Raw genomic sequence first — 21,774 nt, 5'->3', positions numbered from 1 at the left:
GAGAGCAATACAAAAGATGCTTTTACGAGGCGCGGCTATTCCGCTGCCTCTCGACGTAATCCTCGGAAGTCATGCCGCCGGTAAAATCACGGTCGATGATATCATCGACCTGTGGCAGTTCAGACCGGGAGCGAAGGAAGCGAACTTCGTTGGCCTCGACTTGAGATAGCCTGCCCAAGATTTTGAAGTAAAGCATTCCGGTTACCTGAACGCGCCGATTGTGAAAAACTTCCGCGATCTGGTGACGTTCGACTTCCATAAGCGCCTTCCCGGAGACGATGCATTTTATGATGTCGCCGGTCACCCGATGCCGGACATACAGCAGCTTCCGGCCAAAACCATCCCGCTCGACACCTTGGAAATATCCTTCGACGGAGCCGAATTCCCGGTACGGCTTGGAAACCGGCTTGAGGACGCGATCCGTGTTCGCCGCTGCCCCTCGCGCAATTACCGGCGTTATCAAGATCGGCAGCAATCCTTCGCCGAAATCGACCTCCGTCAGGTTGAGGCCGTTCGTAACGCGATCGAAGATCCCAAGGGCCTTGGTCAGCACCTTGTCCGTGAAATACTCAGGCCGCTCGGCTGTGGTTTGCAGGAGTTGGAAGCCCTTCGCGGTGCAATCCATCACCAACTCGGCCCGCCGGTCGATGTTCACCGCATAGTTCCTCGGAAATGCCTGACACTCCAGCGCAAGCGGACTGTTCCGGCTGGCATCGACGATCCGCCAATCAATGGCAAGCGCCCCGTCCTCGGCCACCGCTTCCTCGACGCCATGGAGGATTTCCAGGTAATCGCGAACCTGATCAAGCAGGTCTTCCACGGACGGCGCATCGGTGCCAGCGCCGCTCCCGCTTATCCTGATCTTGAACATCCTACCCATGGCACCCTCACCGGAAACTCACATCAGGCGATAGCCATGTGCGAGTTGCTATGCATCATTTTTTTGCTATCAGAACCATTCAGTGCCGCGATGATGCATCCACCATGGAGAATCTTACGCTGGTTATAGCGGAAGTCAAATTTCGCAGGGTAGCGTTATCGATGCTTCTTGACGCAGCAGCGGAGGCATCTACGTGCCACTCTGAAACTCGACATGAGCCTCTGAATTGACTGTTCCGCAAATGCCTCTGAGGGCTATTTGCTTCAACCGGCGATGATTGCATGTCCACCGGAGGTTGACCTGTTTCTTTTTGCATACCTTTCTCTTTGATGTGCTATAATGACGCCAAACGGTGAGAAAACTACAAGTCCGGAAAAGAGAAGATGGAAACTATAAGTGAAATTAAGGATGCTTCGAAGCCATACGTTATAAATTTTAATGGTTTTCTAGCATGCCTAATGTATTCGGAAGCGCATACAGACTTTCGTTCAGCAATATTAAATAATTGGAACTCACTGCATGAGTTTTCAGGAAAATATGTGTTACTTTTGACCGCTGATGTTCCTAAAGTAAAAGAAAGAAAACCCCGAAGAAGATCAATGATCAAAGGCAACTCAATAGGATACTTAACAACATTTGCAGGGTTCTCTCCTCATCAGACTGATAGTTTTAATTCGGAGGCGCGTGAATATTTTGGAGTGCGAAGGGCAGATATGCCGTGCATAGTGTTCTTTGATGATCTCGATGAGCCATCAACACTCTCCTATTCTTTTCGCAATTCTAACGATCTCATTGGTGATTTCTTCAACATTTTTGACGATTGTGAGTCTGCTTGGTCGCTCCCAGCGGCAGCAGATCTTAAAAATTTACCAGATTACCGACGGAGAAAGATGATAGAACTTGAAAGTCTTTTAAATAGAAGAAGATTTCTGCGTTTGGCTTCTAGGCTGACAAAAAATCCAAGTTTTTCGGGAATTCTTAAAATTTTTGGCTGAAAAATTAATAAAAATAGAGGATATCATGAAAAGATTGGGGTGGTACCTATTAAAGCCTGATGGAGTTGTTGATATCGGAATCCATAATACTTCCTTAAATCAAGAGTCTTTCGATGAATTTACCCGAGTTGTGGGCATTACTGCTGAACTAAGGCCCATAGTTGTGGATTACCTATCGTTAGTCGAGGAATTTAATGAATTAAGCCGTGCTGAGATGGATATAAGTAGATCCATCCAGAATGTACCAAATCCAGTTGTTTGGGTTGGTGCTAAGATGACGTTCGCCTATGTAAAGGCACAGCGTGCAATCTCAAACTTCCTTTCTGCGGCAAGTGCTTTCCGTGACAGAACGCTGACACGCTTGTCTGAAGCTTATGGTAAGAACTCAAGGGAATTTTGCGTTTTTAATTCGGCTATCAAAGATGCTTATGATAGTTCATTCGCTTACCGTGCTCTCTACAACCTTCGAAACTATTCACAGCATCATGATAGTCCTTTATCGTTGCTGCCAGTAAATGGATCACGTGATAATTTTGATGGTTTAATGAAAATTAGTGTTAAAATAATGTTGCAATGGAATGACATGTTGAAAAGTAGCAGAATTCAGAAAAAGTTTTTACTGGAAATCAAAGAGAGGTCTGAGCCGAAAATTGAGTTGATTGGGTTAGCCCACGACTATATGTTACAACACTCTAATTTAATGCATAAAATCATTTCTTTGCATATAAATAGATTAGATGAAATGCATGAATATGCTCAAGTCATTATGAGTGTTGGCTGTATACCAAAGGGCGCAACTCCGGTGATTTGGGAAGATACGGGTAGAGACGCGTCAGATGAAAAAAGCAAAAATAAAATGTTTCACCATTTTTCTTTTGACGAACTTTTTTATGTAATATCTCTATATGAATGTATAGGTGAAGGTAATTTTGCTCCTGAAGTGTCGTTAAAAATATAAAAATAACAATCATAACATGCGAAGAATTTAAAGTATAAATCATTGAGGTTAGCTATGGCTCATAAATTTCGATCTGCCTTTATGACCCCTTCCGCAAATCATAATATTATTTCAGTATATACTCGAGCATTATTATAAAAATACTTTAACCTTTTTACCTGCCTATTGATCAATGATTTGTCTGAACGACTTCATTTTCCTTGATTAGGAGTGACGCGCCGCGCGTTTTTGCCAACGGCTAGGAGAAACAGCACCGTATTTAAAGCCTGCGGGATTTCGGATTTCGTTGCATTGGCGCTACGCTATGTATGCGACTTCCGACTGTTCCTAGGCCACCGGCACGATTTTGATACCAGCGGAATGGATGAAAAATTCTAGGCTCTATCCTCTGGCTTCTCCCTTGTGCATCTGGATCAACATGGAGGCTTTAAGGAGGATTGCGGCGGATATCATCGTTGGGGTCCGTTCTACTATTGCTTCGACGAATAACGGGTCGTCAGGTTCTTTCAGCAGGATGGCGGTGATCGCCGATGTATCAATTACCATCAGTTCGGAAATCCATGCTCATCGTAGCTTAGAATGTCGTTGATGCTTCGGGTGTCCAGATCGGGTAGGGCGCTGCAGCATGCGCCTATCGCAAGCAGTTCATCGGCGAGCCTTCGACCGGCTTCGTCGCGTCGAATTCGTTGAAACCTCTCTTCGGCGGCATTTCGAACCGCCGTGGTGCCTACTTCGCCCGTGATGGCAGCCGGTTCATGGACGACCTGTTCGGTGTTGGGGTCCTTGATGTTCAGCGGCATCGCTCGGGCTCCTAGGCAGAAATTTAGGCCTGGGAAGATAAGGGACATCGTTGGATTTTACTAAAGCCTTGTAGCTGCGGCACATTGGCTCATGCGCATCCTCTCCGCCTCAGAGGACCTCGTCACCGACTGGCTCGCCTTCCGTCCACAGCCGGTCGATCTCTGGAGCAGGAGCGGTCGGATCGCACTTGGCGATAAGCTCATCCAGCGTGTAGCGCCGACGCTTAACCGACTCGGCGGCACCGCCGTCACCCGTCTCCGTATCCACCGGCATCTGATTCTCCCCGCTCATCACGGCGCATGCCCGTCCAGCAGCCCCGGCGACAACTCCATCAGCCTCGGCCCGTCGGTCCACAGCAGCACGCAGCGGATCGGCTTCTCCCGGTAAATCGCCGACAGCGCGGCGCGATACGCCGCCATCTGGCGCAGGTAGACCGGCGAGACGTCGGCTTCGACCAGCGGCGGGGGGCGGTTGGTTTTGTAGTCTACGATCCAGACGGCTTCGTTGGTCACCAGCAGGCGGTCGATCTGGCCGGATAGAGCGCGGCTGGAGACGACGCCGACTACGGGGACCTCGGCTCGGCTGCCGGGGCCGAACAGGGGGGCGAAGGTGGGGTCGCGCAGCACGGCGAGGGTCTCGTTGGTGATGAGTTCCTGGCCCTCCTGCGTCAGGTTGTGGGCGGAACGGCCGAGGAAGCGGCGGCAGGCGGCCTCCTGCAAGGCGGGGTCAAGGTCGGGCAGGGTCTGGAGCAGGCGGTGGATCAAGGTGCCGCGCAGGAAGCGGGCGCCGTTGTCGGTGCCCATGGGGGAACGGACGGCGGGTTCCGGCTCTTCCGGGCGGGACGGGGTCAGGGGGCGCGACGGGGTCGGCTCTTCCGGGGCGCCAGCTCTGGCCCACTGCGGCAGGGATGACGGGGCGGTCTCGCGGTCGGCATCGAGGTTGTCGTCCTTGGCCGGCATGGACTGCGCACCGCGCAGGCGCCAGCCCTCGCCGGACCAGCCGTCCTGGGGCGACAATGCTGTGAAGTCGTAGTTGCAGGGCTCGCCGATCTCGCGCAACGCCTGTTCGGCAAGGCGGTACCAGCAGGCGTCGTTGGGCTCCTTCTTGCCCTGCCAGCCGCAGATGTAAAGCCGGTCCTCGGCTCGGGTCAGGGCGACGTAGAGCAGGCGGCGGTATTCCTGGTCGCGCCGCTGGTCGGCGATCCGGCGGGCGCTGTTGCAGGTGCCGTCCTCCTGGGCGCGGCGGGGGGCGAACAGGGGGACGCCGTCGGTTTCCTCGGGCCACAGGAGGCGCGGGCTCTGGGTCGGCACGCCCATGCTGTCGGGCAGGAAGACGATGGGGGCTTGCAGGCCCTTCGACCCGTGGACCGTCATGATGCGGACGCGGTCGCTGCCCTGTTCAAGCTCGCGCTTGATCTCCGCCTCGCTGGCCTCCAGCCAGTGCAGGAAGCTCTGGAGCGAGGGCGCATGGCTGCGCTCGAACGCCAGACAGGCCGACAGGAACTCGTCCAGCGGGTCCTGCGCGTCGGGACCCAGGCGTTTCAGGATCGCGCGCCTTCCGCTGACCTCGTCGGTGGGGCAGGGGGCGTTCAGGACGCGGGCGAACAGCTCGAACGGGCGGATGAAGTCCGTCTCGTTCAGCAGCCGGCGCAGATAATCGTGGACGGGGCGAAGCTCCGTGCCGGTCTCGGCATGGGTCCGCAGGGCTTTCCACAGCGTGCCCTTGCGCGGATGGGCGAGGTCGAAAAGCTGTTCTTCCGTCAGGCCGATCAGCGGGCTCTTCAGGATGGTCGCCAGCGTCAGGTCGTCTTCCGGCAGAAGCAGGAAATTGGCGAGCGCCATCAGGTCCATGATGCTGAGCTGCTGAGTCAGCACCATGCGGTCCACGCCGGCCACCGGGACGGCGCGCTCCTTCAGGGCACGCACCAGTTCCTCGACGAAGCCGGTGCGGCGGCGCACCAGCACCATGACGTCGCCGGGGCGGATCGCGCGGCCTCGGGCCGGCAGTTCCTCGCCGCGCTCCAGCCAGTCGCGGATCGTGTCGGCGATCACGGCGGCGAGCCTTGCCGGCGGGCTGTCGGTGCGCTGGCGCGTCAGCGGCGGCTCCCACGGGGCCGGGGCTTCGCGTTCCTGCGGGGTGACGGGGGGCCAGAGTTCCACGAGGCCGGCATGGCCCCGGCGGAACGCGACGTGGCGGATCGTCGTGGAGGACTCGAACGCGACGCCGTCGCGGGCCGTCTGGAGCGCGAAGACGGCGTCCACCGCGTCGAGCACGGCGGCGGTCGAGCGGAAGGAGATTTCCAGGTCGATCTTGTGCCAGCGGCCTTCCGCCGTCTCCACTCGGGACTGGAAATGGCCGCGCATGCGGGCGAACTCGGCCGGGTCGGCCCGCTGGAAGCTGTAGATCGACTGCTTCTCATCGCCGACGGCGAACAGCGTGCGGATGCGGTCGGAGCCGGCGGCATTGGCGAAGAACTCCTCGGCCAGTGCCGCGACCACCTGCCACTGCTCCGGGTTGGTGTCCTGCGCCTCGTCGATCAGGATATGGTCCAGGCCGCCGTCCAGCTTGAACAGCACCCAGGGGGCGACGCCGTCCTTGGTCAGCAGGTGCTGGGCCGCCAGGATCAAATCGTCATAGTCCAGCCGCGAGCGGTCGGCCTTGAGCTGGGTGTAGGTCTCGATCAGCGCTTCGGCCAGGATCAGCAGGGCGGAGGTCGAGTTGGCGACTCCGGCCGACTTGACCCGGTCGATGATCTGGCACAGGCGCTCGGCCTCGGCCATCAGGCATTGGAGCGCTGCGGGGTTGGATGTCGCGGGCTTCTTGGTCAGCAGGGTCTTGCGGGGAGTTCCCTCGGTGGTCAGGAAGTGCTTGACGAAATCGTGGAAGCGCTCGATCCGGGACTCGGCGGCGTCCAGCCATGCCTGGATTCCGGTGCCGCGTTCCTGGTCGGTGTTGCTGCCCAATGAGAGGGCGCGGCAGGCGTCGCGCAGGCCGGGGACGTCGAAGGCGCCGTCGTGGCACGCCTGGGTGAGGATTTCGGTCTCGTCGGCGCCGGGCGGCACCTTCAGCAGGTCGAAGACGGCGTCGATGGTGGCGGACAGGCTACCGTGGCGCTCGATGATGCGGCGGATGCGGCCGCGCTCCATCGCGATCGACTTCAGGATATCAGCGAAGTCGTCCTGCTGGATGTCGCGGGTCAGGCGGGTGACTGCCTTGCCGAGTTCGCTGCCGGCCTCGAAGCGCGAGCGGGCCAGGACGGTGTCGCGGGCTGCGGCCAACAGCTCGTCGGCGGTGCGCTCGTCCATCACGTCGAACTGCGGGGCAAGGTCGGCTTCCAGCGGGAAGCGGCGCAGCAGCGACTGGCAGAAGGCGTGGATGGTCTGGATCTTCATGCCGCCGGGGCAATCCACCACTTGGGCGAACAGCCGGCGGGCGCGGGTGCGCATGTCGGCGTCGGGGCGGGCGCCGGTCAGGTCGGTCAGCCGGTCTTCCAGGCGGTCGTCGCGCAGCGTCGCCCATTGCGCCAGCGTGTTGTTGATGCGGATCGACATTTCCGCCGCCGCCGCCTTGGTGAAGGTCAGGCAGAGGATGCGCGACGGCTGGGTGCCAGCCAGCATCAGGCGCAGCACGCGGTCGGTCAGCACCTTGGTCTTGCCGGTGCCGGCGGAGGCGCCGACCCAGACGGAGCATTCCGGATCGCTGGCGCTGCGCTGCTTGACGTTGGGGTCGATCGCTCGGGTGGGCAGTTCGATGACGCTCATGGGGTGTCGCTCGATTTAAGGGCGCTCGATGCAGGGGCGCTCATTCCACAGGCTCCCCGCCGCCGGCGGACCATTCCTGGACGCGGGCGAGGTGGCCGTAGTCGGTGTAGCGCGGCGCCCAGTCGGGGCGGGGGCGCGAGCGGTAGGGCGTAGCGGGGTCGTCGAAGGTGCGGATCAGGTCGATCAGGCCGGAGCGGGCCTGTTCCGCCAGCACGGTCAGGTCGCCCTTGACGGGGATCTCGGAGCCGGCGGGATCGCCGCCGCTCAGCTTCCAGAACGCCATGGCGCCGACGGGGGAGGCATCGACCGACTCGAAGCCGCCGGTGGCCGCCATGACGGCCTCCAGCGGGAGCTGCGGGGCGAAGCCCAGCGCTACTTCGGTGCTCGATGGCGGCGTGCCGGTCTTGTAGTCGATGATCGCGAGGCCGCCGTCCGGCAGCTTGTCGATCCGGTCGGCCTTGGCGCGGAGCGTGAAGGGACCGGCGGGGCCTTCCAGCACCAGCCTGCCTTTCACTTCGGTCGCAAGCGGGCGGATGGTGCGGCGGCGCTCTGTTTCGAACTGGACGAACCACGCGGCGACACGCTCGAACCGGGGCCACCAGAAGGCCCAGACTTCCGGCTGCGACAGCAGCTTGCCGAAGGCGTCCTGACCGAAGTGGGTTAGCTTTTCCAGCGCATCGGCGGGGAGGGCGTTGGGGTAAGCCTTGACGAAGGTGTCGAGCGCCTGATGGATGAACTGGCCGCGCTCCGCCGCTCCGGGATCGGCCGCGATGGGTTCCAGCGCGTCCAGCCTCAGCACGCGGCGGGCGTAGATCGCATAGGGGTCGCGCATCCACGTTTCGATCTCGGTCACCGACAGGGTGCGCGGGCGGGCGGCGAGCGGAGGACGCGGTTCGGGCGCCTGGACGGGGCGGACTTCGTCCGGGCGGTCGAGCTGTTCGACCCAGGACAGCCACTGCTCCGCCTCGGCGTCGATCAGACCGTGGAGGTTGAGGCCGCGCAGGACGGTGTCCAGGCGCAGCAGCCAGCGGGACGGGACGGTGGGCGTGCCGTCCACCCGCTCGGCCCGTGTCAGGACGACGCTGGTGCCGCCTGCCGCCTGGACGAAGTCGTGGGCCGCGACGCCGACCTGACGTTCCGGCACCGGCAGGCCGAAGGCCTTCCGCATCGGGCGGGACAGCCACGGGTCCGCCGCTGCGTCCGGCGGCCAAGTGCCCTCGTTGAGGCCGCCCAAGATCATGACGTCGGCATGCTGAAGGCGAGCTTCCAGCAGACCCAGGATGCTGAGGCGCGGGTGGCGGCCGTAGCGCGGACGGACCACGGTCGAGGCCATCAGGGCTTCGAGGAAGGCGGGGTACTGGGAGGCGGAGATCGGCGGGAAGTCTCCCGCTGCCTGCATCATCTCGTTGACGAATGTCGCGGCGGCTTCGCCGTCCTCGTGCCGCCACAGCCGCTCTGGGCCGCTGATGTCGTCGGTTGCGGCGAGCGACTCGGCAAACGCGATGTGCAGTCGCAGCCAGTCGGCAGGCTGGAGCGCGTTGGGGCCGGACATCGCGTCGAAGAAATCGGCCGCACGGTTTTGCAGCTTCTCAACGAACTGGATCAGCTTGACGCGGCCTTCCTCGCCGAAGTCGAAGCGGCGTTCGTCGGCTTCTTTCAGGGCGGTGAGCAGGCCGCGGAAACCGGGGGCGGGGCGGGGACCGCGCAGGACAGCGCGTTCCAGATGGCGGGCGCGGTTGCGGAACTTGATCAGCTCCAGCCGGCCGCCCGCCAGGGGGTGCTTGAGCAGGGCCAGCAGGCGGAGCGGATCGGCGTTCTCGACGGCGCATTCGGCTGTCAGGCGCAGATAGGCGCCGACGGCGGTATCCGCCAGCGGGCGTCCGCCGGAGTCGTCAACGGCGATGTCCCAGCGCTCAAGGGCCGTGGCGACGCGGCGGGCGAGATTGCGGTCCGGCGTGATCAGGGCCGCGGTGCGGCCGGGGATTTCCAGCGCCTGCCGCATCATCAGGGCGATGACGGCGGCTTCTTCCTGGGAGGTCGGGCAGTCGATCCGGGTGATGCCGCCAAGTGCCGATTCATCGAACGAGTCGAGCGCCCGCCATGCCTCCGTCGTGGCGGCGGGGCGCATGGCCTCCGCGATCAGGCTGGTGCGGGCGGGGTTGGCGGGTTCCAGAGGGCAGTCCCACGGCTGGACTTCGGCGCGGGGGAGTTTCAGCTTGGTCAGCAGGCTGGCGAGGCCATGCTGCGGGTGGCCGTCGTCGATGGAAGCCGCCGTCCAGCTCTCGTCGTCCATCTCCTGGTCCAGGCCGGGCAGGACGATGCAGCCCTGGGGCAGGTTGGCGATCACTTCGAGCAGGTCGGCGGTCGCGGGGATCGTGCCGGTCGATCCGGCGGCGATGACGGGACCGGCGGGAGGATTGGCTCGCCACGCGTCGGCCTGCGCCTTCAACACCAGATTGCGCCGCTGGGCGGCGTCGATGGCGCCTTCCAGGTCGAGGATGGTCGGCCAGATCTCCGTCAGGATCTTCAGGAATTCAAGCGTGATCTGCCAGTGCTGGGCGTATTCCTCGGGGACGAGGTTGGTCAGGCCGTCGAAGGGCACACCCTCGGTATGAACCTGATCGAGCAGACGGGCCAGTTCGGCGGCCAGACGGGCGGCCTGATCGGCGGTGATGCCCTTGCCGTCCTTGGCCAGGATGGCGCGGCCCAGCAGCAGTTGCCGGCGCAGGCTGGAGAGTGCGGGGGGCAGGTCGAGCGCGCCGGCAAGGCCGGGAATTTCTTCCAGCGACAGGCTCAGCTCGTCGGCGTCGATGTCGCCGAGCGGGCTCATGCGCGGCAGCAGTTGCGGCGCTCCGCCCGACAGCCGGAGGAAGGCTTCGCGGAGCGTGCGGCAGGCGCGGCGGGTCGGCAGCAGGATGCTGTACTGAGCGAGGGTCAGGGGGCCGCCTTCGGCCTCCGCCCGTGCCAGGATGCCGGTCGCGAGCGCGTCCACGAAGGGCACGCCGGCTGGGATGGTGAAGACTTTTGCGGTAGGGTGGGCCATATGGCCGTCGATCCCCGAGCTTGTGAATACCAGCAGGTTCGACGACCACCTATACTACAGCTCGGGGTCGGGATGCAAATTCTTCCCATATATTGTATTTAGCGGGCCTGATCGTTAACGGAACGGTTACGACTCGGCGTGGTGCGGCCGGACTTCCAGATGCTCTTCGACCTGACCGATGCTGGCAGGGGTCCCGACGTGGAACCATAGGCCATCGTGACGCATGCCGTAGAGGCGTTCGCTCTCCAGCAGCCGGTCCCAGATCAGGTTGGTCGAGAACGCGCCGTCGGGCGTGTCGGCGAACAGCTCGGGTTTCAGGATCTGAACGCCGGCGAAGACGAAGGGAGCGATCTCTCCGCTGCGGCGGCGGGTGACCTTGCCGATCGGGTCCATGTGGAAATCGCCCTTTCCGTCATAGCCATAGGCGCTGACGGCGGGGTGGAGCAGCAGCAGCGCGTCCATCGCCTTCGGGTTCCAGGCCAGAAGCAGCCGCTCGATCGCGGTGGTCGGGCCATCCATCCACAGGATGTCGGCGTTGACCGACAGGAATGGGTCGGTTCCCAGGAGCGGCAGCGCGTGCTTGATGCCGCCGCCGGTTTCCAGCAAATCGGCTTCGGGCGACAGCACGACATGGGGAGCCGTGCGGTCCTTCAGGTGGGCCGCGATCATCTCACCCTTGTAGTGGGTGTTGACCACGGCGGTCCCGATCCCAGCCGCCGCGACCCGGTCGAGCGCGTGGTCGAGCAGGGGCTTGCCGGCGACGGAGATCAGCGGCTTCGGCATTTCGAGCGTCAAGGGGCGCATGCGCAGGCCTAGCCCGGCGGCCAGCACCATCGCGTGAGTCAGGGTCGTCATCAATCACTTGCTTTCAAATGGAACAGAGGGGCGCGGGCCTGGGGAGGCAGGGTCCGGTCGAACCAGTCGCGCACTGGCGTCAGTGCCGGTTCGGCCAATTTCGCTTCCAGCAGGCGCCAGACGCGGGGAAGATGTTGCAGGTATTCCGACCGGCCATGGGACAGGTGCAGGCGGGCGAAGACCGCGACGATGCGGGTGTGCCGGACGGCGCCCAGCACAGCGTAGGACCGGAAGAACGCGTCGCGGTCGAGGTCCGGGAAGCCTTTCAGGTAGTGGTCGAGCATCGCGGTGGCAAGCGGTGTCGGAACGTCGCGGCGGGCGTCTTCCAGCAGGGATACCAGATCGTAGCTGATGGGACCGAGGCCGGCGTTCTGGAAATCGAGCAGGCCGCAGGCGGCCGGGCCGGCGCGGTCGGGCAACCGCATCAGGTTGTCGACGTGATAGTCCCGGTGCAGCAGGGACGTGCCGATTTGGACCGCGTCGGGGACCGTCGCGCGCCAAGCCTGCTCAAGCTCGGTCCGCTCGGCGGCGGTGGCGGCGCGGCCCAGCGCTGCGGGGACGTAGACGTCGGCCAGCAGCATGACCTGTTCGATGAACAGGTCGGCGTCGTAGCGGGGCAGGTTGATCGTGGAGGCTTGGTCCGGGCGGAAATCCCGGTGGATCACGGCCAAGGCATCGACCGCAAGCCGGTAAAGTTCGGCGGGGTCGGTCGCCTGTGCGATCAGGCGGGTGAAGGTGCCGTCGCCGAAGTCTTCCAGCAGCAGCAGGCCGTCGTCGGGCTGCGCCGCCTTGATCTCGGGAGCTGACAGGCCGAGGCGGTGGAGGATATCGGCGATCGCGATGAAGGGGACAACGTCTTCAGCGGGGTTGGGCGAGTCCATCAGGATCGCGCGCTCGTTCCCGCGCGCCAGACGCAGGTAGCGGCGGGCGGAGGCATCCCCGACGAGAGGATCGCGGAGGGCTGTTCCCCAGCCGTGGGTGCTGAGAAAGTTGGAAATGATTTCGGGGCGATCAGTCACTTCGGCGGGTTCTCCAGCGGGGCGAGCCGGGCGGCCCAGCCGCCGTGACCGGTCAGGGCGGCACGGCGGGACTCAGGTGTGGGGCCGAAGGAGATCGCGATGTCCAGCCGGTCGGTCGGCAGCAGGCTGCCGAGGCGGTCCGGCCACTCGACCAAGGCGATGCCGTCGGCGCGTACGTCGTCCCAGCCAAGCTCGATCACTTCGTCGGGACCGGAGAGGCGGTAGAGGTCGAAGTGCCAGATCGCGCCTTTGGGCGTCTCGTAGGTCTGGACCAGCGTGAAGGTCGGGCTGGGCACTTCGTCGTCGGGATCGCCGTGCGACTGGATCAGCGCGCGGGCGAAGGCCGTCTTGCCGGCGCCGAGATCGCCGCGCAACGCCACCATATCGCCGGGGCGCAGGAGTGCGCCGACACGGGTTGCAAGAGCTGCCGTGGCCGCTTCGTCGTCCAGGTCGATGATCAGGCCGTGCTGGCGTGGAGCCGTCATTGGCATATGCTCAGTGCCGTCCGCAGAGGGAGATGATGCCGGGGGTTTGATCCCGGCTGGAAATCCGGTACATGAAGGGAAATCAATGCCACACCCTTCCTAGCTTTTCCGGAGTCACCATGTCGAGCCCCGAGCAGCATACCGATGTCGCCATTATCGGTGCCGGTCCAGTTGGTCTGTTCGCCATCTTCGAATGCGGCATGCTGCGTATGAAATGCCACGTTATCGATGCCCTCGACGTGATTGGCGGGCAATGCGCCGCGCTCTATCCGGAAAAACCCATTTACGACATTCCTGGTTACCCGTCCATTGACGCGGCCGATCTGATCGAGCGGCTGAACGAGCAGACGGCTCCTTTCTCGCCGGTTTATCACCTTGGGCAGCAGGTCGTCAGCCTGAGCCGGGCGGAAGGCGACCGCTGGCTGGTCGAGACCTCCGCGGGGACGCGGATCAACGCCAAGGCCGTCATCGTCGCGGCGGGCGTCGGCGCCTTCGGGCCGAACCGGCCGCCGCTGGACGGGCTGGAGCAGTACGAAGGCAAGTCGGTCCATTATCTGGTGCGTCGCCGGCTGGACTATGCCGGCAAGCGGGTGGTGATCGCGGGCGGCGGCGACAGCGCCGTCGACTGGGCGAACAGCCTTGCCGAGGTCGCGGCCAAGATCATGGTCGTCCACCGGCGCGCCAAGTTCCGTGCCGCACCGGAAAGCGTCGCACGGCTTGAGCAACTGACCAAGGAAGGCAAGGTCGAGATGGTCGTGCCATACCAGCTCGCCGGACTGGAAGGGACGGATGGCACGTTGACCGGCGTCCGGGTGGCGACGCTGGACGGCGACGAGAAGGTGCTGGATGCCGACGTGCTGCTGCCGTTCTTCGGCCTCGCCATGAACCTGGGGCCGATCGCCGACTGGGGGCTGAACCTGGAGCGCCACCACATCAAGATCGAGCAATCGACCTGCGCCACCAGTCTTCCCGGCATCTTCGCCATCGGCGACATCGCGACGTATCCCGGCAAGCTGAAGCTGATCCTGTCCGGCTTCGCGGAGGCCGCTGCGGCGGCCTATTCGGCCTTCCCGCTGGTCCATCCCGGCGAGGTGCTGCACTTCGAGTATTCCACCACCAAGGGCGTGCCGGGCGCCGCCGAGTAGCGGTCTGGTAGCGGGGTCCAGGAAACCCTTGCGCGTCTGGGCTGTTCTCCAAGGTAACCAACGGAGGACAGCATGAAGCAGCCGCATACCGAACAGAGCGTCGAGCACACCGACGACCAACAGAACACCGGCAACCACCACAAGCCCGGCGCCAAGGATGCCGGCGGTCCGGACAAGTTCGGCGGCACCCGCAAGGGCGCCGAGAATGTGGAGCCGGAAGCCGGCAAGAAGTAGTATGGTTATGGTGCGGCCCTAGCGGCCGCATCGCCAGCACTGCCGGTTGGAAGAGGAAGGTGTTAGCGCATGATCACCGACTCCGACATCCTGGCAGCCGTGCGGGAGGCGCTTCCGGGGGTGCGCAGGGTATACCTGTTCGGAAGCCGCGCCATCGGCGAAGAATGGCCCGACAGCGATCTGGACTTAGCCGTCGTGCTCGATGGTCCCGCCGATTCCGTCAGTCTGTGGATGGCAGGCGAGGATATCGCCAGCCGGCTCGACGTCGATGTCGATCTGATCGATCTGCTGAAGGCGGATACCGTCCTGAAGCATCAGATCGTCACAAACGGAAAATTGCTGTTCACGAACGACCCAGTCGAAGCCGAGCGGTACGAAATCTTCATTCTAAATGATATGATGGAATTGAATGAAGCTCGCAGGCCCTTGATCGCAGATATCATGCGCGAGGGGCGGCTTAATGGCCGATGATCTGCTTGCTGAAAAAGCAGTCGTTATCCAGCGTTGCTTGGAACGCATCCGTGAGAAGTACGATAACGATCCTGCCGCCTTCCTGGTGGATCAGGACCGTCAGGACATCGCCGTGTTGAACATCCTGCGGGCGTGCCAAGCCTGCATCGACATGGGACAGATTCTGATACGCCGCCGTCACCTCGGTCTTCCCAAAAGCAGCCGCGATGTGTTCAGGCTTCTTCAGCAGGCTGGGATAATCGAGCCGGATCTGGGTGCGAACCTCTAGCGCATGGCGGGCTTTCGCAACATCGTGGTGCATGATTATCAGGCCATGGAAGTCTCCATTCTCGTTCAGATCATCGAAGAGCACCTGAACGATTTTTCGAACTTCAGCCGAGCCGTGCTGAGCCGGAGAGAGCCCGGTTCCGATATCGACTCCTGAAGGCGAGGTTGGATCGCCTACTGGAACGCCGCCTCCGCAAAGCTCCGCAGCTTTCTGGAATGCAGTTTTTCCAGTCCGTTGCGGCGCAGCAGTTCCATTGCCAACACGCCGATCTTGAGGTGCTGGTCGACCTGCCGGCGGTAGAAGTTGTTCGCCATGCCGGGAAGCTTCAACTCGCCGTGCAGCGGCTTGTCGGAGACGCACAGCAGCGTTCCGTAGGGCACGCGAAAGCGGAAGCCGTTGGCGGCTATCGTGGCGCTTTCCATGTCCAGAGCTATGGCGCGGCTCTGGCTGAAGCGCTGGACCATCTCGGTATGGTCGCGGAGCTCCCAGTTGCGGTTGTCAATGGTGGCGACGGTACCGGTCCGCATCACCCGCTTCAACTCGTAGCCGCTCAGGCCGGTGACCTGTCCGACGGCGCCCTCCAGGGCTACCTGGACTTCTGCCAGCGGCGGGACGGGGACCCAGATCGGCAGGTCGGCGTCCAGCACGTGGTCTTCCCGGACATAGCCATGGGCCAGCACGTAATCGCCCAGGCGCTGGGTGTTACGGAGGCCGGCGCAGTGGCCGAGCATGATCCAGGCGTGGGGGCGCAGGACGGCGATGTGGTCGGTGATCGTCTTGGCGTTGCTGGGACCGACGCCGATGTTGACCATCGTGATGCCGGAGCCGTCCGCCCGCTTCAGGTGGTAGGCCGGCATCTGCGGCAGGCGCCCCAGCCGGGTGCCCGTGGCGTCAGCGCCGCCCAGGTTCTGGTTCGGGATGGTGAAGTCGCCGGGTTCGACGAAGGCGGTGTATTGCTTGCGGTATTCCTGCGTGTCCGGATCGTCTGATGGCGACATGATCTCCATGCCGAGCCGGATGAACTCGTCAATGTAGAACTGGTAGTTGGTGAACAGGACGAAGTTCTGGAAATGGTCCGGCGATGTCGCGGTGTAGTGCTTCAGCCGATGGAGCGAATAGTCCACGCGCGGGCCGGTGAACAGCGCCAGCGGCGTCGGCTCGTCCGGAGCCGGCTGATGGGTCCCGTTGACGATGCTGTCGTCCATCTGCGACAGGTCGGGCAGGTCGAAGACGTCGCGCATCACCGACAGCCGCTCGGGCGTCAGGTCGCTTTCGACATGCAGTCCCTCGGGGAAGGCGAAATGGATCGGGATCGGCTGCCGGCTGACGCCCACTTCCAGGACGACGTTATGGTTGCGCCGCAACTGTTCGAACTGTTCCAGGAAATAGTACGAGAACAGGTCAGGGCGGGTCACCGTCGTCGCATAGGTACCGGGTCCCGCCACGAAGCCGTATGCCAGCCGCGTATCCACCCGCGTCCCGATCTCGGTATGGACGCGGACGAAGGGATAGCAGGCGTGGACGCGCTGCTGAAGGTCTTCGCCGGCGGAGAAGCGCTTGAAGCAGTCGCGGAGATAGGCGGTGTTGGCGTCGTAGATCTCGCGCACGCGCTCCAGCGCCGCCGCCGGGTCGGTGAAATGTTCGGCAGCGAAGGGAAGGCCGATATGGCTGGTCGAGTTCGGCATGGTCTCCTAGGCTCTCCCTCTAGCTTTCAAGGCCCATCAGCGAGCGGGCAAACGATCCGGCCTCGAAGGGCCGCATGTCTTCCAGGCTTTCGCCGACGCCGATCAGGTGGACCGGCAAGCCGTACTTCTCCGCCAGCGCCACCAGCACGCCGCCCCGGGCGGAGCCGTCCAGCTTGGTCACGATCAGGCCGGTGACGTTGACCATCTCGCCAAACACTTCGACCTGACTGTGGGCATTCTGCCCGGTCGTGGCGTCCAGCACCAGAAGCACCGACTGCGGCGTCTCCGGGTCCATTTTCTTGATAACGCGGATGATCTTCTGAAGTTCGGCCATCAGGTTGGCCTTGTTCTGAAGCCGTCCCGCCGTGTCGATCAGCAGGATATCCGCCTTCTCGCGCTTGGCGCGCTCCAGCGCGTCGAAGGCGAGGCCGGCGGCATCGGCCCCCGTCTCCTTCGAGACGACGGGGCAGCCGGAACGCTCACCCCAGACCTGAAGCTGCTGGACGGCCGCCGCGCGGAAGGTGTCGCCCGCCGCGATGATGACCGACTTGCCTTCGGTGCGGAACTGCTTGGCCATCTTGCCGATGGTCGTGGTCTTGCCGGCGCCGTTGACGCCGACCACCAGGATGACGTGCGGCTTGGCGTCCGGATCGATCACCAGCGGTTCGGCCACGGGTTCCAGGATCTGGGCGATGCTGGCGGCTAGGGTCCGGCGAACCTCGTCGGGGGAAACCTCCTTACCGAAACGGGTGCGGGCGAGTTCGGCGGTCACCTTGGCCGCCGTGACGGGGCCGAGGTCTGCCGTGATCAGCAGTTCCTCGAGCTCTTCCAGCGCTTCGTCGTCCAGCTTGCGCTTGGTGAAGATGCCGGAAATGCCGTCGGTCAGCTTGGACGTCGATTTGGTCAGCCCTTCGCGCAGACGCGAGAGCCAGCCCTTCTTCACCGGCTGCTCCGGCTCGGGTTCCGCCAGGGCCAATACAGGTTCGGGCTCGGGCTCCGGTTCCGGTTCAAGCTCGGGTTCCGGCTCCGGCTCGATGACCGGTTCCGCTTCCTGCCGTTCCGCTTCGGTCTCGATCTCCGGAGTATCCTGCCTGACTTCTTCCTGCTCGGGCTTAGTCGGCTCCTGCTTATTGCGGCGCCAGAATTTCAGCATGCGATACTCCGGTCGATCCGGCCGATCAGGTGTTCCGCATCGACGCCGACGATTTCAGCCCGTACGACCGAACCCGGTTCGACGGGCTGGTCCAGGCGCACTTCGGCGAATTGCTCGGTTCGGCCGAGGGTTTCCTTTTCCGCCAAGACGGCGGCATGTGTTCCGATACGTCCGCTCAGGAAGCGGCTGACGGCTTGGGAACCTGCCTCGCGCAGGCGTGCCGCCCGTTCCTTGCGGACCAGTCCATTGACCTGCGGCATCTTGGCCGCAGGGGTGCCGGGGCGGGGGGAGTAGGGGAATATGTGCAGCCACGTCAGGCCGCATTCGTCCACCGCCCTCAGCGTGTTCTCGAACATCTCGTCTGTTTCGGTCGGGAAGCCGGCGATCAGGTCGGCGCCGAACACCATGTCGGGCCGCAGGTCGCGGGCACGCCGGCAGAACTCGATCGCGTCGTCCCGGAGATGCCGGCGCTTCATGCGCTTCAGCACCATGTCGTCGCCCGCCTGGAGACTGACATGGAGGTGCGGCATCAGGCGCGGTTCCTCGGCGATCAGGCGCCACAAATCGTCGTCGATCTCGACCGGGTCGAGCGAGGACAGCCGCAGCCGCTTCAGATCCGGCACCTGGGCCAGCAGCCGGCGGATCATCTGCCCCAGCGTCGGCTTGCCGGGCAGGTCTGGACCGTAGGAGGTGATATCGACGCCGGTCAGCACGATCTCGTTATAGCCGGACTGGACCAGCAGGCGGACCTGCCGGACGATTTCGCCGATCGCGACCGAGCGTGAGTTACCCCGGCCATAGGGGATGATGCAGAAGGTGCAGCGGTGGTCGCAGCCGTTCTGGACCTGGACGAAGGCGCGGGCACGGCCTTCCAGCCCGCCGATCAGGTGGCTGGCCGTCTCCCTGACCGACATGATGTCGTTGACAAGGACGCGTTCGGTCGAACTGTCCAGGCCGAAGCTTTCGGGCTTCAGCTTCTCCTCGTTGCCGAGGACCTGATCGACTTCCGGCATGGCGGCGAACTTGGCCGGGTCGATCTGGGCGGCGCAGCCGGTCACGATGATGCGAGCGGCGGGATTCTCGCGGCGCGCCTTGCGGATCGCCTGACGGGCCTGCCGCTCGGCTTCCGACGTGACAGCGCAGGTATTGACGATGATGGCGTCGGTCAAGCCGGCGGCGGCGGCGTTCTCCCGCATCACTTCGGATTCGTAGGTGTTCAGCCGGCAGCCGAAGGTGATGAACTCGGTGGTCATGCGGTCACCAACGCCGCCCCGACCGATGTCTGGCCCAGGAGGTCCGGTTGCAGGACGCCGCTGAAGCTGAGCGCCACCGGCCCCGTCATCAGGACATGCCCGTTCTCCTGCCACTCGATGGTCAGGCTGCCACCGTCCAGCACCACTTCCGCCCGCCGGTCGGTCAGCCCGCGCCGGACCGCCGCGACCTGTACGGCACAGGAGCCGGAGCCGCAGGCGCGGGTGATGCCGGCGCCGCGTTCCCAGACGCGCATGCGGATCTCCGTGCGGGAAAGCACCTGGACGAACTCGATATTGGCGCGCTGGGGGAAGGCCGGATGATGTTCCAGGACAGGACCGACCCGTTCCAGCGGAACGGCGTCCACGTCGTCGACGAAGAAGACGATATGCGGGTTGCCCATGCTGACCGCCACCGGCCCGGACCAGGGGCCTTCCGACACGTCGAGGCGAAGCGTGTCGGCAGGACCGGCCAGCGGAATGTCGCGCCAGTCCAGCCGCGCCGGACCCATGTCCACCGTTATCAGCCCGTTGGCTTCCGCCGTGGCGGGCAGAAGCCCGGAGATTGTCTCGATCACCGCTTCAGCGATGCCGGACTGTTCCATCAGAAGGTGTGCTACGCAGCGGGTGGCATTGCCGCAGGCCCCGGACTCGCTGCCGTCCGGGTTCAGGATCTGCATGAAGGCGGTAGCGCCTTGTGTCCTGGGCGGCTGGATCACGATGAACTGGTCGAAGCCGACGCCCGTGCGCCGGTCCGCGATGGCACGGACCTGCGCTTCGGTCAGGGACAGGGTTCGGCTGCGGGCATCGATGACGACGAAGTCGTTGCCGAGCCCGTGCATCTTCAGAAACGGGATGGTCATGATGCGCGGTTATATGGCGATTCCCCCTCTCAAGTCCATGGCTGCCGTCCACGGACCTGGGAAGGGCTGCCAGGACTTATCGGGGTATCAACTCGCGCGCACCCGCCCCATGAAGACGCCGACCTCGCGGTTGAGGCTCTCCGACTGCTTCGAAAGCTGACCGGCTTCCGCCAATACCTGCTGGGCGGTTCGCGCGGCTTCGTGGGCTGCTTCAGAGACGCCCGTGATGTTGTTGGAAACCTCCTGGGTGCCGCGCGCCGCTTCCTCGACGTTGCGGGCGATCTCGCTGGTCGCGGCCCGCTGCTGCTCGACTGCGGAAGCGATGGCGGCGGAGCTGTCGCTGACGGCCGAGATGGTCGCCGTGATGTCCTGGATCGCCGTCACCGCCTGACCCGTCGCCGCCTGGACCGACGATATCTGGCTGGCGATCTCCTCCGTCGCCTTGGCGGTCTGGTTGGCGAGGTTCTTGACCTCCGACGCCACGATGGCGAAGCCCTTGCCGGCTTCGCCCGCGCGTGCCGCCTCGATCGTGGCGTTCAGCGCCAGAAGGTTGGTCTGGCTGGCGATGTCGTTGATCAGGCTGACCACCTGACCGATTTTTTCGGCGGCGTCGGACAAGCCGGCGACGATCTGGTTGGTGCGTTCCGCCTTGACGACGGCTTCCCGCGACGTATCGGAGGCCTGACTGACCTGACGGCCGATCTCCGTGATCGAGGCCGAGAGTTCCTCGGCCGCGGAGGCGACGGTCTGGACGTTGCCGGACGCCGCTTCCGCAGCGCTGGCCGCCGCCGTGGATTGGCGAGTCGCCTGCTCCGCTACGGCGGACATACTGCTGGCGGTCGCCGTCATCTCCGTGGCGGCGGAGGCGACATGCTCCACGACGGCCTCGACATGGGCTTCGAAATCGTCCGCCAGAACCATGATCTGCTTTTTCCGCAGCGCCTCGCCCTCCGCCTTCATCCTCTCCTGCTCTTCGCGCAGGCGTGTCACGGCGATGCCGTTCTCCTTGAAGAACTCGACAGCCTTGGCGATCTGGCCGATCTCGTTCGTGTTGGCGGTATAAGGCACGACGGCTGTGTAGTCCTGCTTCGCCAGCCGTCCCATGACGTCGCGCAGCTGGCCGATCGGACCCCTGATGCCGTGGGTGATCGCCCAGGCGATGGCTAGGCCCAGGACGATCATGACGGTAAGAGCCGACGTCACCAGTGTCTTGGCCTGTGCGCCCGTTTCCGTCGCTTCCGCCGCGAAGCTGTCGGCGCGGCGCTTGACGCCGGCGACCAGGGCATCCATCCGCTCCGCGATCAGCTTGACCTGGACCGCACCCTTGGTCCTGGTGATCGTCGCCCCGGTTTCCCGGTCGCCGGCCTTCATGGCGGCAATCACTTCGGCCCGGATCGGCTGCCAGTCGCGGATGGCCTTGAGGGTATCGTCGAACTCCTTCCTGTCGCCCAGAAAGCGCTCCTGGGCGTACGTCATGGCGGCGAACACCTGCTTTTCCGATGTGTCGACCGCCTGCGCCGCAGCGTCGATCCCGGCGGCATCCTGAGCGAGAGCCACGTCCTTCATGGAACGGTGCATGGCGATGATGCCGGCGTTGGCTTCCAGCACGGAAGTCGCCACGGCGAGGGAGTGTTCGTGGAGATCCGCCGTCAGCCCGCTGACCGTTTCCAGCTTGTTCAGCGAGATCAGGCCGAGCAGGCAGGAGAGCGCCAGGATCGCTCCGAAGCCCGTCAGAAGGCGAGTCAGCAGAGTGGTGTTCGTCAGTTTCATCATTGTCACCCGCCGCAGCAACCGCACCGAAACCAGAATGGGTCCGGCCATGGGAGCCCGTTAGCGCCGAGTGTGAGATCAGATCGGCTTGCCGATCCTTGATCTGGCTCAACCAGTGATGAATCGGGTCTTCATGGT

At 63.2% G+C, this 21,774-nt stretch carries 18 protein-coding genes and 1 pseudogene; 6 read left to right on the top strand and 13 right to left on the bottom strand.

Annotation, left to right across the window (positions count from 1 at the left end; genetic code table 11):
* Positions 1-22 precede the first annotated feature (22 nt).
* Positions 23-757, bottom strand: coding sequence for a hypothetical protein (locus tag N826_RS09150; RefSeq protein WP_147040601.1), 735 nt, complete (start codon positions 755-757; stop codon positions 23-25).
* A 506-nt stretch (positions 758-1,263) separates the two neighbouring features.
* Here N826_RS09150 and N826_RS42905 point away from each other — a divergent pair.
* Together N826_RS42905 and N826_RS42900 are read left to right on the top strand one after the other, a co-directional pair.
* Positions 1,264-1,875 (top strand): hypothetical protein, encoded by a 612-nt coding sequence (locus N826_RS42905; RefSeq protein ID WP_147040603.1) that lies wholly within the window; start codon positions 1,264-1,266, stop codon positions 1,873-1,875.
* Complete coding sequence (locus N826_RS42900) at positions 1,868-2,833, top strand: hypothetical protein (protein ID WP_147040604.1); 966 nt, start codon at positions 1,868-1,870, stop codon at positions 2,831-2,833. Before N826_RS42905 ends, N826_RS42900 begins: the two co-directional genes overlap by 8 nt.
* A gap of 545 nt (positions 2,834-3,378) precedes the next feature.
* Here the strand turns inward: N826_RS42900 and N826_RS09145 are convergent.
* From N826_RS09145 to tsaE, 7 genes are all read right to left on the bottom strand, one after another.
* Positions 3,379-3,633 (bottom strand): type II toxin-antitoxin system VapB family antitoxin, encoded by a 255-nt coding sequence (locus N826_RS09145; protein WP_044427839.1) that lies wholly within the window; start codon positions 3,631-3,633, stop codon positions 3,379-3,381.
* A gap of 109 nt (positions 3,634-3,742) precedes the next feature.
* Positions 3,743-3,907: an AbrB/MazE/SpoVT family DNA-binding domain-containing protein gene (locus N826_RS42895; RefSeq protein WP_157599330.1), complete on the bottom strand. Its 165-nt coding sequence runs from the start codon at positions 3,905-3,907 to the stop codon at positions 3,743-3,745.
* A gap of 17 nt (positions 3,908-3,924) precedes the next feature.
* Entirely contained in the window at positions 3,925-7,395 is a 3,471-nt protein-coding gene (gene addA, locus N826_RS09140) for a double-strand break repair helicase AddA (RefSeq protein ID WP_044427838.1), read from the bottom strand.
* Positions 7,396-7,435: 40 nt separating this feature from the next.
* On the bottom strand, positions 7,436-10,438 hold the full coding sequence (gene addB / locus N826_RS09135; protein ID WP_044427837.1) for a double-strand break repair protein AddB: 3,003 nt from the start codon (positions 10,436-10,438) through the stop codon (positions 7,436-7,438).
* Between the two features lie 126 nt (positions 10,439-10,564).
* Positions 10,565-11,293, bottom strand: coding sequence for a nucleotidyltransferase family protein (locus N826_RS09130; RefSeq protein WP_044427835.1), 729 nt, complete (start codon positions 11,291-11,293; stop codon positions 10,565-10,567).
* A complete protein-coding gene (locus N826_RS09125; protein WP_052830952.1) occupies positions 11,293-12,312 on the bottom strand; it encodes an aminoglycoside phosphotransferase family protein in 1,020 nt (339 codons plus the stop codon). Before N826_RS09125 ends, N826_RS09130 begins: the two co-directional genes overlap by 1 nt.
* Positions 12,309-12,797: a tRNA (adenosine(37)-N6)-threonylcarbamoyltransferase complex ATPase subunit type 1 TsaE gene (gene tsaE, locus N826_RS09120; protein WP_044427832.1), complete on the bottom strand. Its 489-nt coding sequence runs from the start codon at positions 12,795-12,797 to the stop codon at positions 12,309-12,311. The genes N826_RS09125 and tsaE overlap by 4 nt, the downstream gene beginning before the upstream one ends.
* A gap of 119 nt (positions 12,798-12,916) precedes the next feature.
* Here tsaE and N826_RS09115 point away from each other — a divergent pair, with 119 nt between their 5' ends.
* The 4 genes and pseudogenes from N826_RS09115 to hepT all read left to right on the top strand — a co-directional run bounded on the left by N826_RS09115 (position 12,917) and on the right by hepT (position 15,071).
* The gene (locus N826_RS09115) at positions 12,917-13,942 is read left to right on the top strand and encodes an NAD(P)/FAD-dependent oxidoreductase (RefSeq protein ID WP_044427831.1); all 1,026 of its coding nucleotides are present in this window, start codon (positions 12,917-12,919) and stop codon (positions 13,940-13,942) included.
* A gap of 72 nt (positions 13,943-14,014) precedes the next feature.
* The gene (locus tag N826_RS44160; RefSeq protein ID WP_169789309.1) at positions 14,015-14,176 is read left to right on the top strand and encodes a hypothetical protein; all 162 of its coding nucleotides are present in this window, start codon (positions 14,015-14,017) and stop codon (positions 14,174-14,176) included.
* A 69-nt stretch (positions 14,177-14,245) separates the two neighbouring features.
* Entirely contained in the window at positions 14,246-14,647 is a 402-nt protein-coding gene (gene mntA / locus N826_RS09110; RefSeq protein WP_044427830.1) for a type VII toxin-antitoxin system MntA family adenylyltransferase antitoxin, read from the top strand.
* Positions 14,637-15,071 (top strand): annotated as a pseudogene (gene hepT / locus N826_RS45940) (type VII toxin-antitoxin system HepT family RNase toxin). The gene mntA and the pseudogene hepT overlap by 11 nt, the downstream one beginning before the upstream one ends.
* A gap of 17 nt (positions 15,072-15,088) precedes the next feature.
* Here hepT and N826_RS09100 read toward each other — a convergent pair.
* The 5 genes from N826_RS09100 to N826_RS09080 all read right to left on the bottom strand — a co-directional run bounded on the left by N826_RS09100 (position 15,089) and on the right by N826_RS09080 (position 21,639).
* Positions 15,089-16,600, bottom strand: a complete 1,512-nt coding sequence (locus N826_RS09100; protein WP_044427828.1) for an AMP nucleosidase — start codon at positions 16,598-16,600, stop codon at positions 15,089-15,091.
* Positions 16,601-16,619: 19 nt separating this feature from the next.
* Positions 16,620-17,753, bottom strand: coding sequence for a signal recognition particle-docking protein FtsY (gene ftsY / locus N826_RS09095; RefSeq protein WP_084720602.1), 1,134 nt, complete (start codon positions 17,751-17,753; stop codon positions 16,620-16,622).
* On the bottom strand, positions 17,747-19,006 hold the full coding sequence (gene mtaB, locus N826_RS09090) for a tRNA (N(6)-L-threonylcarbamoyladenosine(37)-C(2))-methylthiotransferase MtaB (RefSeq protein ID WP_044427827.1): 1,260 nt from the start codon (positions 19,004-19,006) through the stop codon (positions 17,747-17,749). The genes ftsY and mtaB overlap by 7 nt, the downstream gene beginning before the upstream one ends.
* Positions 19,003-19,866, bottom strand: coding sequence for a diaminopimelate epimerase (gene dapF, locus N826_RS09085; protein WP_044427825.1), 864 nt, complete (start codon positions 19,864-19,866; stop codon positions 19,003-19,005). Before dapF ends, mtaB begins: the two co-directional genes overlap by 4 nt.
* 87 nt (positions 19,867-19,953) lie before the next feature.
* A complete protein-coding gene (locus N826_RS09080) occupies positions 19,954-21,639 on the bottom strand; it encodes a methyl-accepting chemotaxis protein (protein ID WP_044427993.1) in 1,686 nt (561 codons plus the stop codon).
* Positions 21,640-21,774 lie beyond the last annotated feature (135 nt).

The sequence above is a fragment of the Skermanella aerolata KACC 11604 genome (genome assembly GCF_000936425.1).
Classification (GTDB): Bacteria; Pseudomonadota; Alphaproteobacteria; order Azospirillales; family Azospirillaceae; genus Skermanella; species Skermanella aerolata.
Note: the sequence above shows the minus strand (reverse complement) of the source record. Positions and strands in the feature narration are given on the sequence as shown.

Bases quoted from the DNA above. Each gene is read 5' to 3' on its own strand.
- N826_RS42905 (WP_147040603.1), top strand. From the start codon at position 1,264: ATGGAAACTATAAGTGAAATTAAGGATGCTTCGAAGCCATACGTTATA.
- N826_RS09145 (WP_044427839.1), bottom strand. From the start codon at position 3,633: ATGCCGCTGAACATCAAGGACCCCAACACCGAACAGGTCGTCCATGAA.
- N826_RS42895 (WP_157599330.1), bottom strand. From the start codon at position 3,907: ATGCCGGTGGATACGGAGACGGGTGACGGCGGTGCCGCCGAGTCGGTT.
- addA (WP_044427838.1), bottom strand. From the start codon at position 7,395: ATGAGCGTCATCGAACTGCCCACCCGAGCGATCGACCCCAACGTCAAG.
- addB (WP_044427837.1), bottom strand. From the start codon at position 10,438: ATGGCCCACCCTACCGCAAAAGTCTTCACCATCCCAGCCGGCGTGCCC.
- N826_RS09130 (WP_044427835.1), bottom strand. From the start codon at position 11,293: ATGACGACCCTGACTCACGCGATGGTGCTGGCCGCCGGGCTAGGCCTG.
- tsaE (WP_044427832.1), bottom strand. From the start codon at position 12,797: ATGACGGCTCCACGCCAGCACGGCCTGATCATCGACCTGGACGACGAA.
- N826_RS09115 (WP_044427831.1), top strand. From the start codon at position 12,917: ATGTCGAGCCCCGAGCAGCATACCGATGTCGCCATTATCGGTGCCGGT.
- N826_RS44160 (WP_169789309.1), top strand. From the start codon at position 14,015: ATGAAGCAGCCGCATACCGAACAGAGCGTCGAGCACACCGACGACCAA.
- mntA (WP_044427830.1), top strand. From the start codon at position 14,246: ATGATCACCGACTCCGACATCCTGGCAGCCGTGCGGGAGGCGCTTCCG.
- N826_RS09100 (WP_044427828.1), bottom strand. From the start codon at position 16,600: ATGCCGAACTCGACCAGCCATATCGGCCTTCCCTTCGCTGCCGAACAT.
- ftsY (WP_084720602.1), bottom strand. From the start codon at position 17,753: ATGCTGAAATTCTGGCGCCGCAATAAGCAGGAGCCGACTAAGCCCGAG.
- mtaB (WP_044427827.1), bottom strand. From the start codon at position 19,006: ATGACCACCGAGTTCATCACCTTCGGCTGCCGGCTGAACACCTACGAA.
- dapF (WP_044427825.1), bottom strand. From the start codon at position 19,866: ATGACCATCCCGTTTCTGAAGATGCACGGGCTCGGCAACGACTTCGTC.
- N826_RS09080 (WP_044427993.1), bottom strand. From the start codon at position 21,639: ATGATGAAACTGACGAACACCACTCTGCTGACTCGCCTTCTGACGGGC.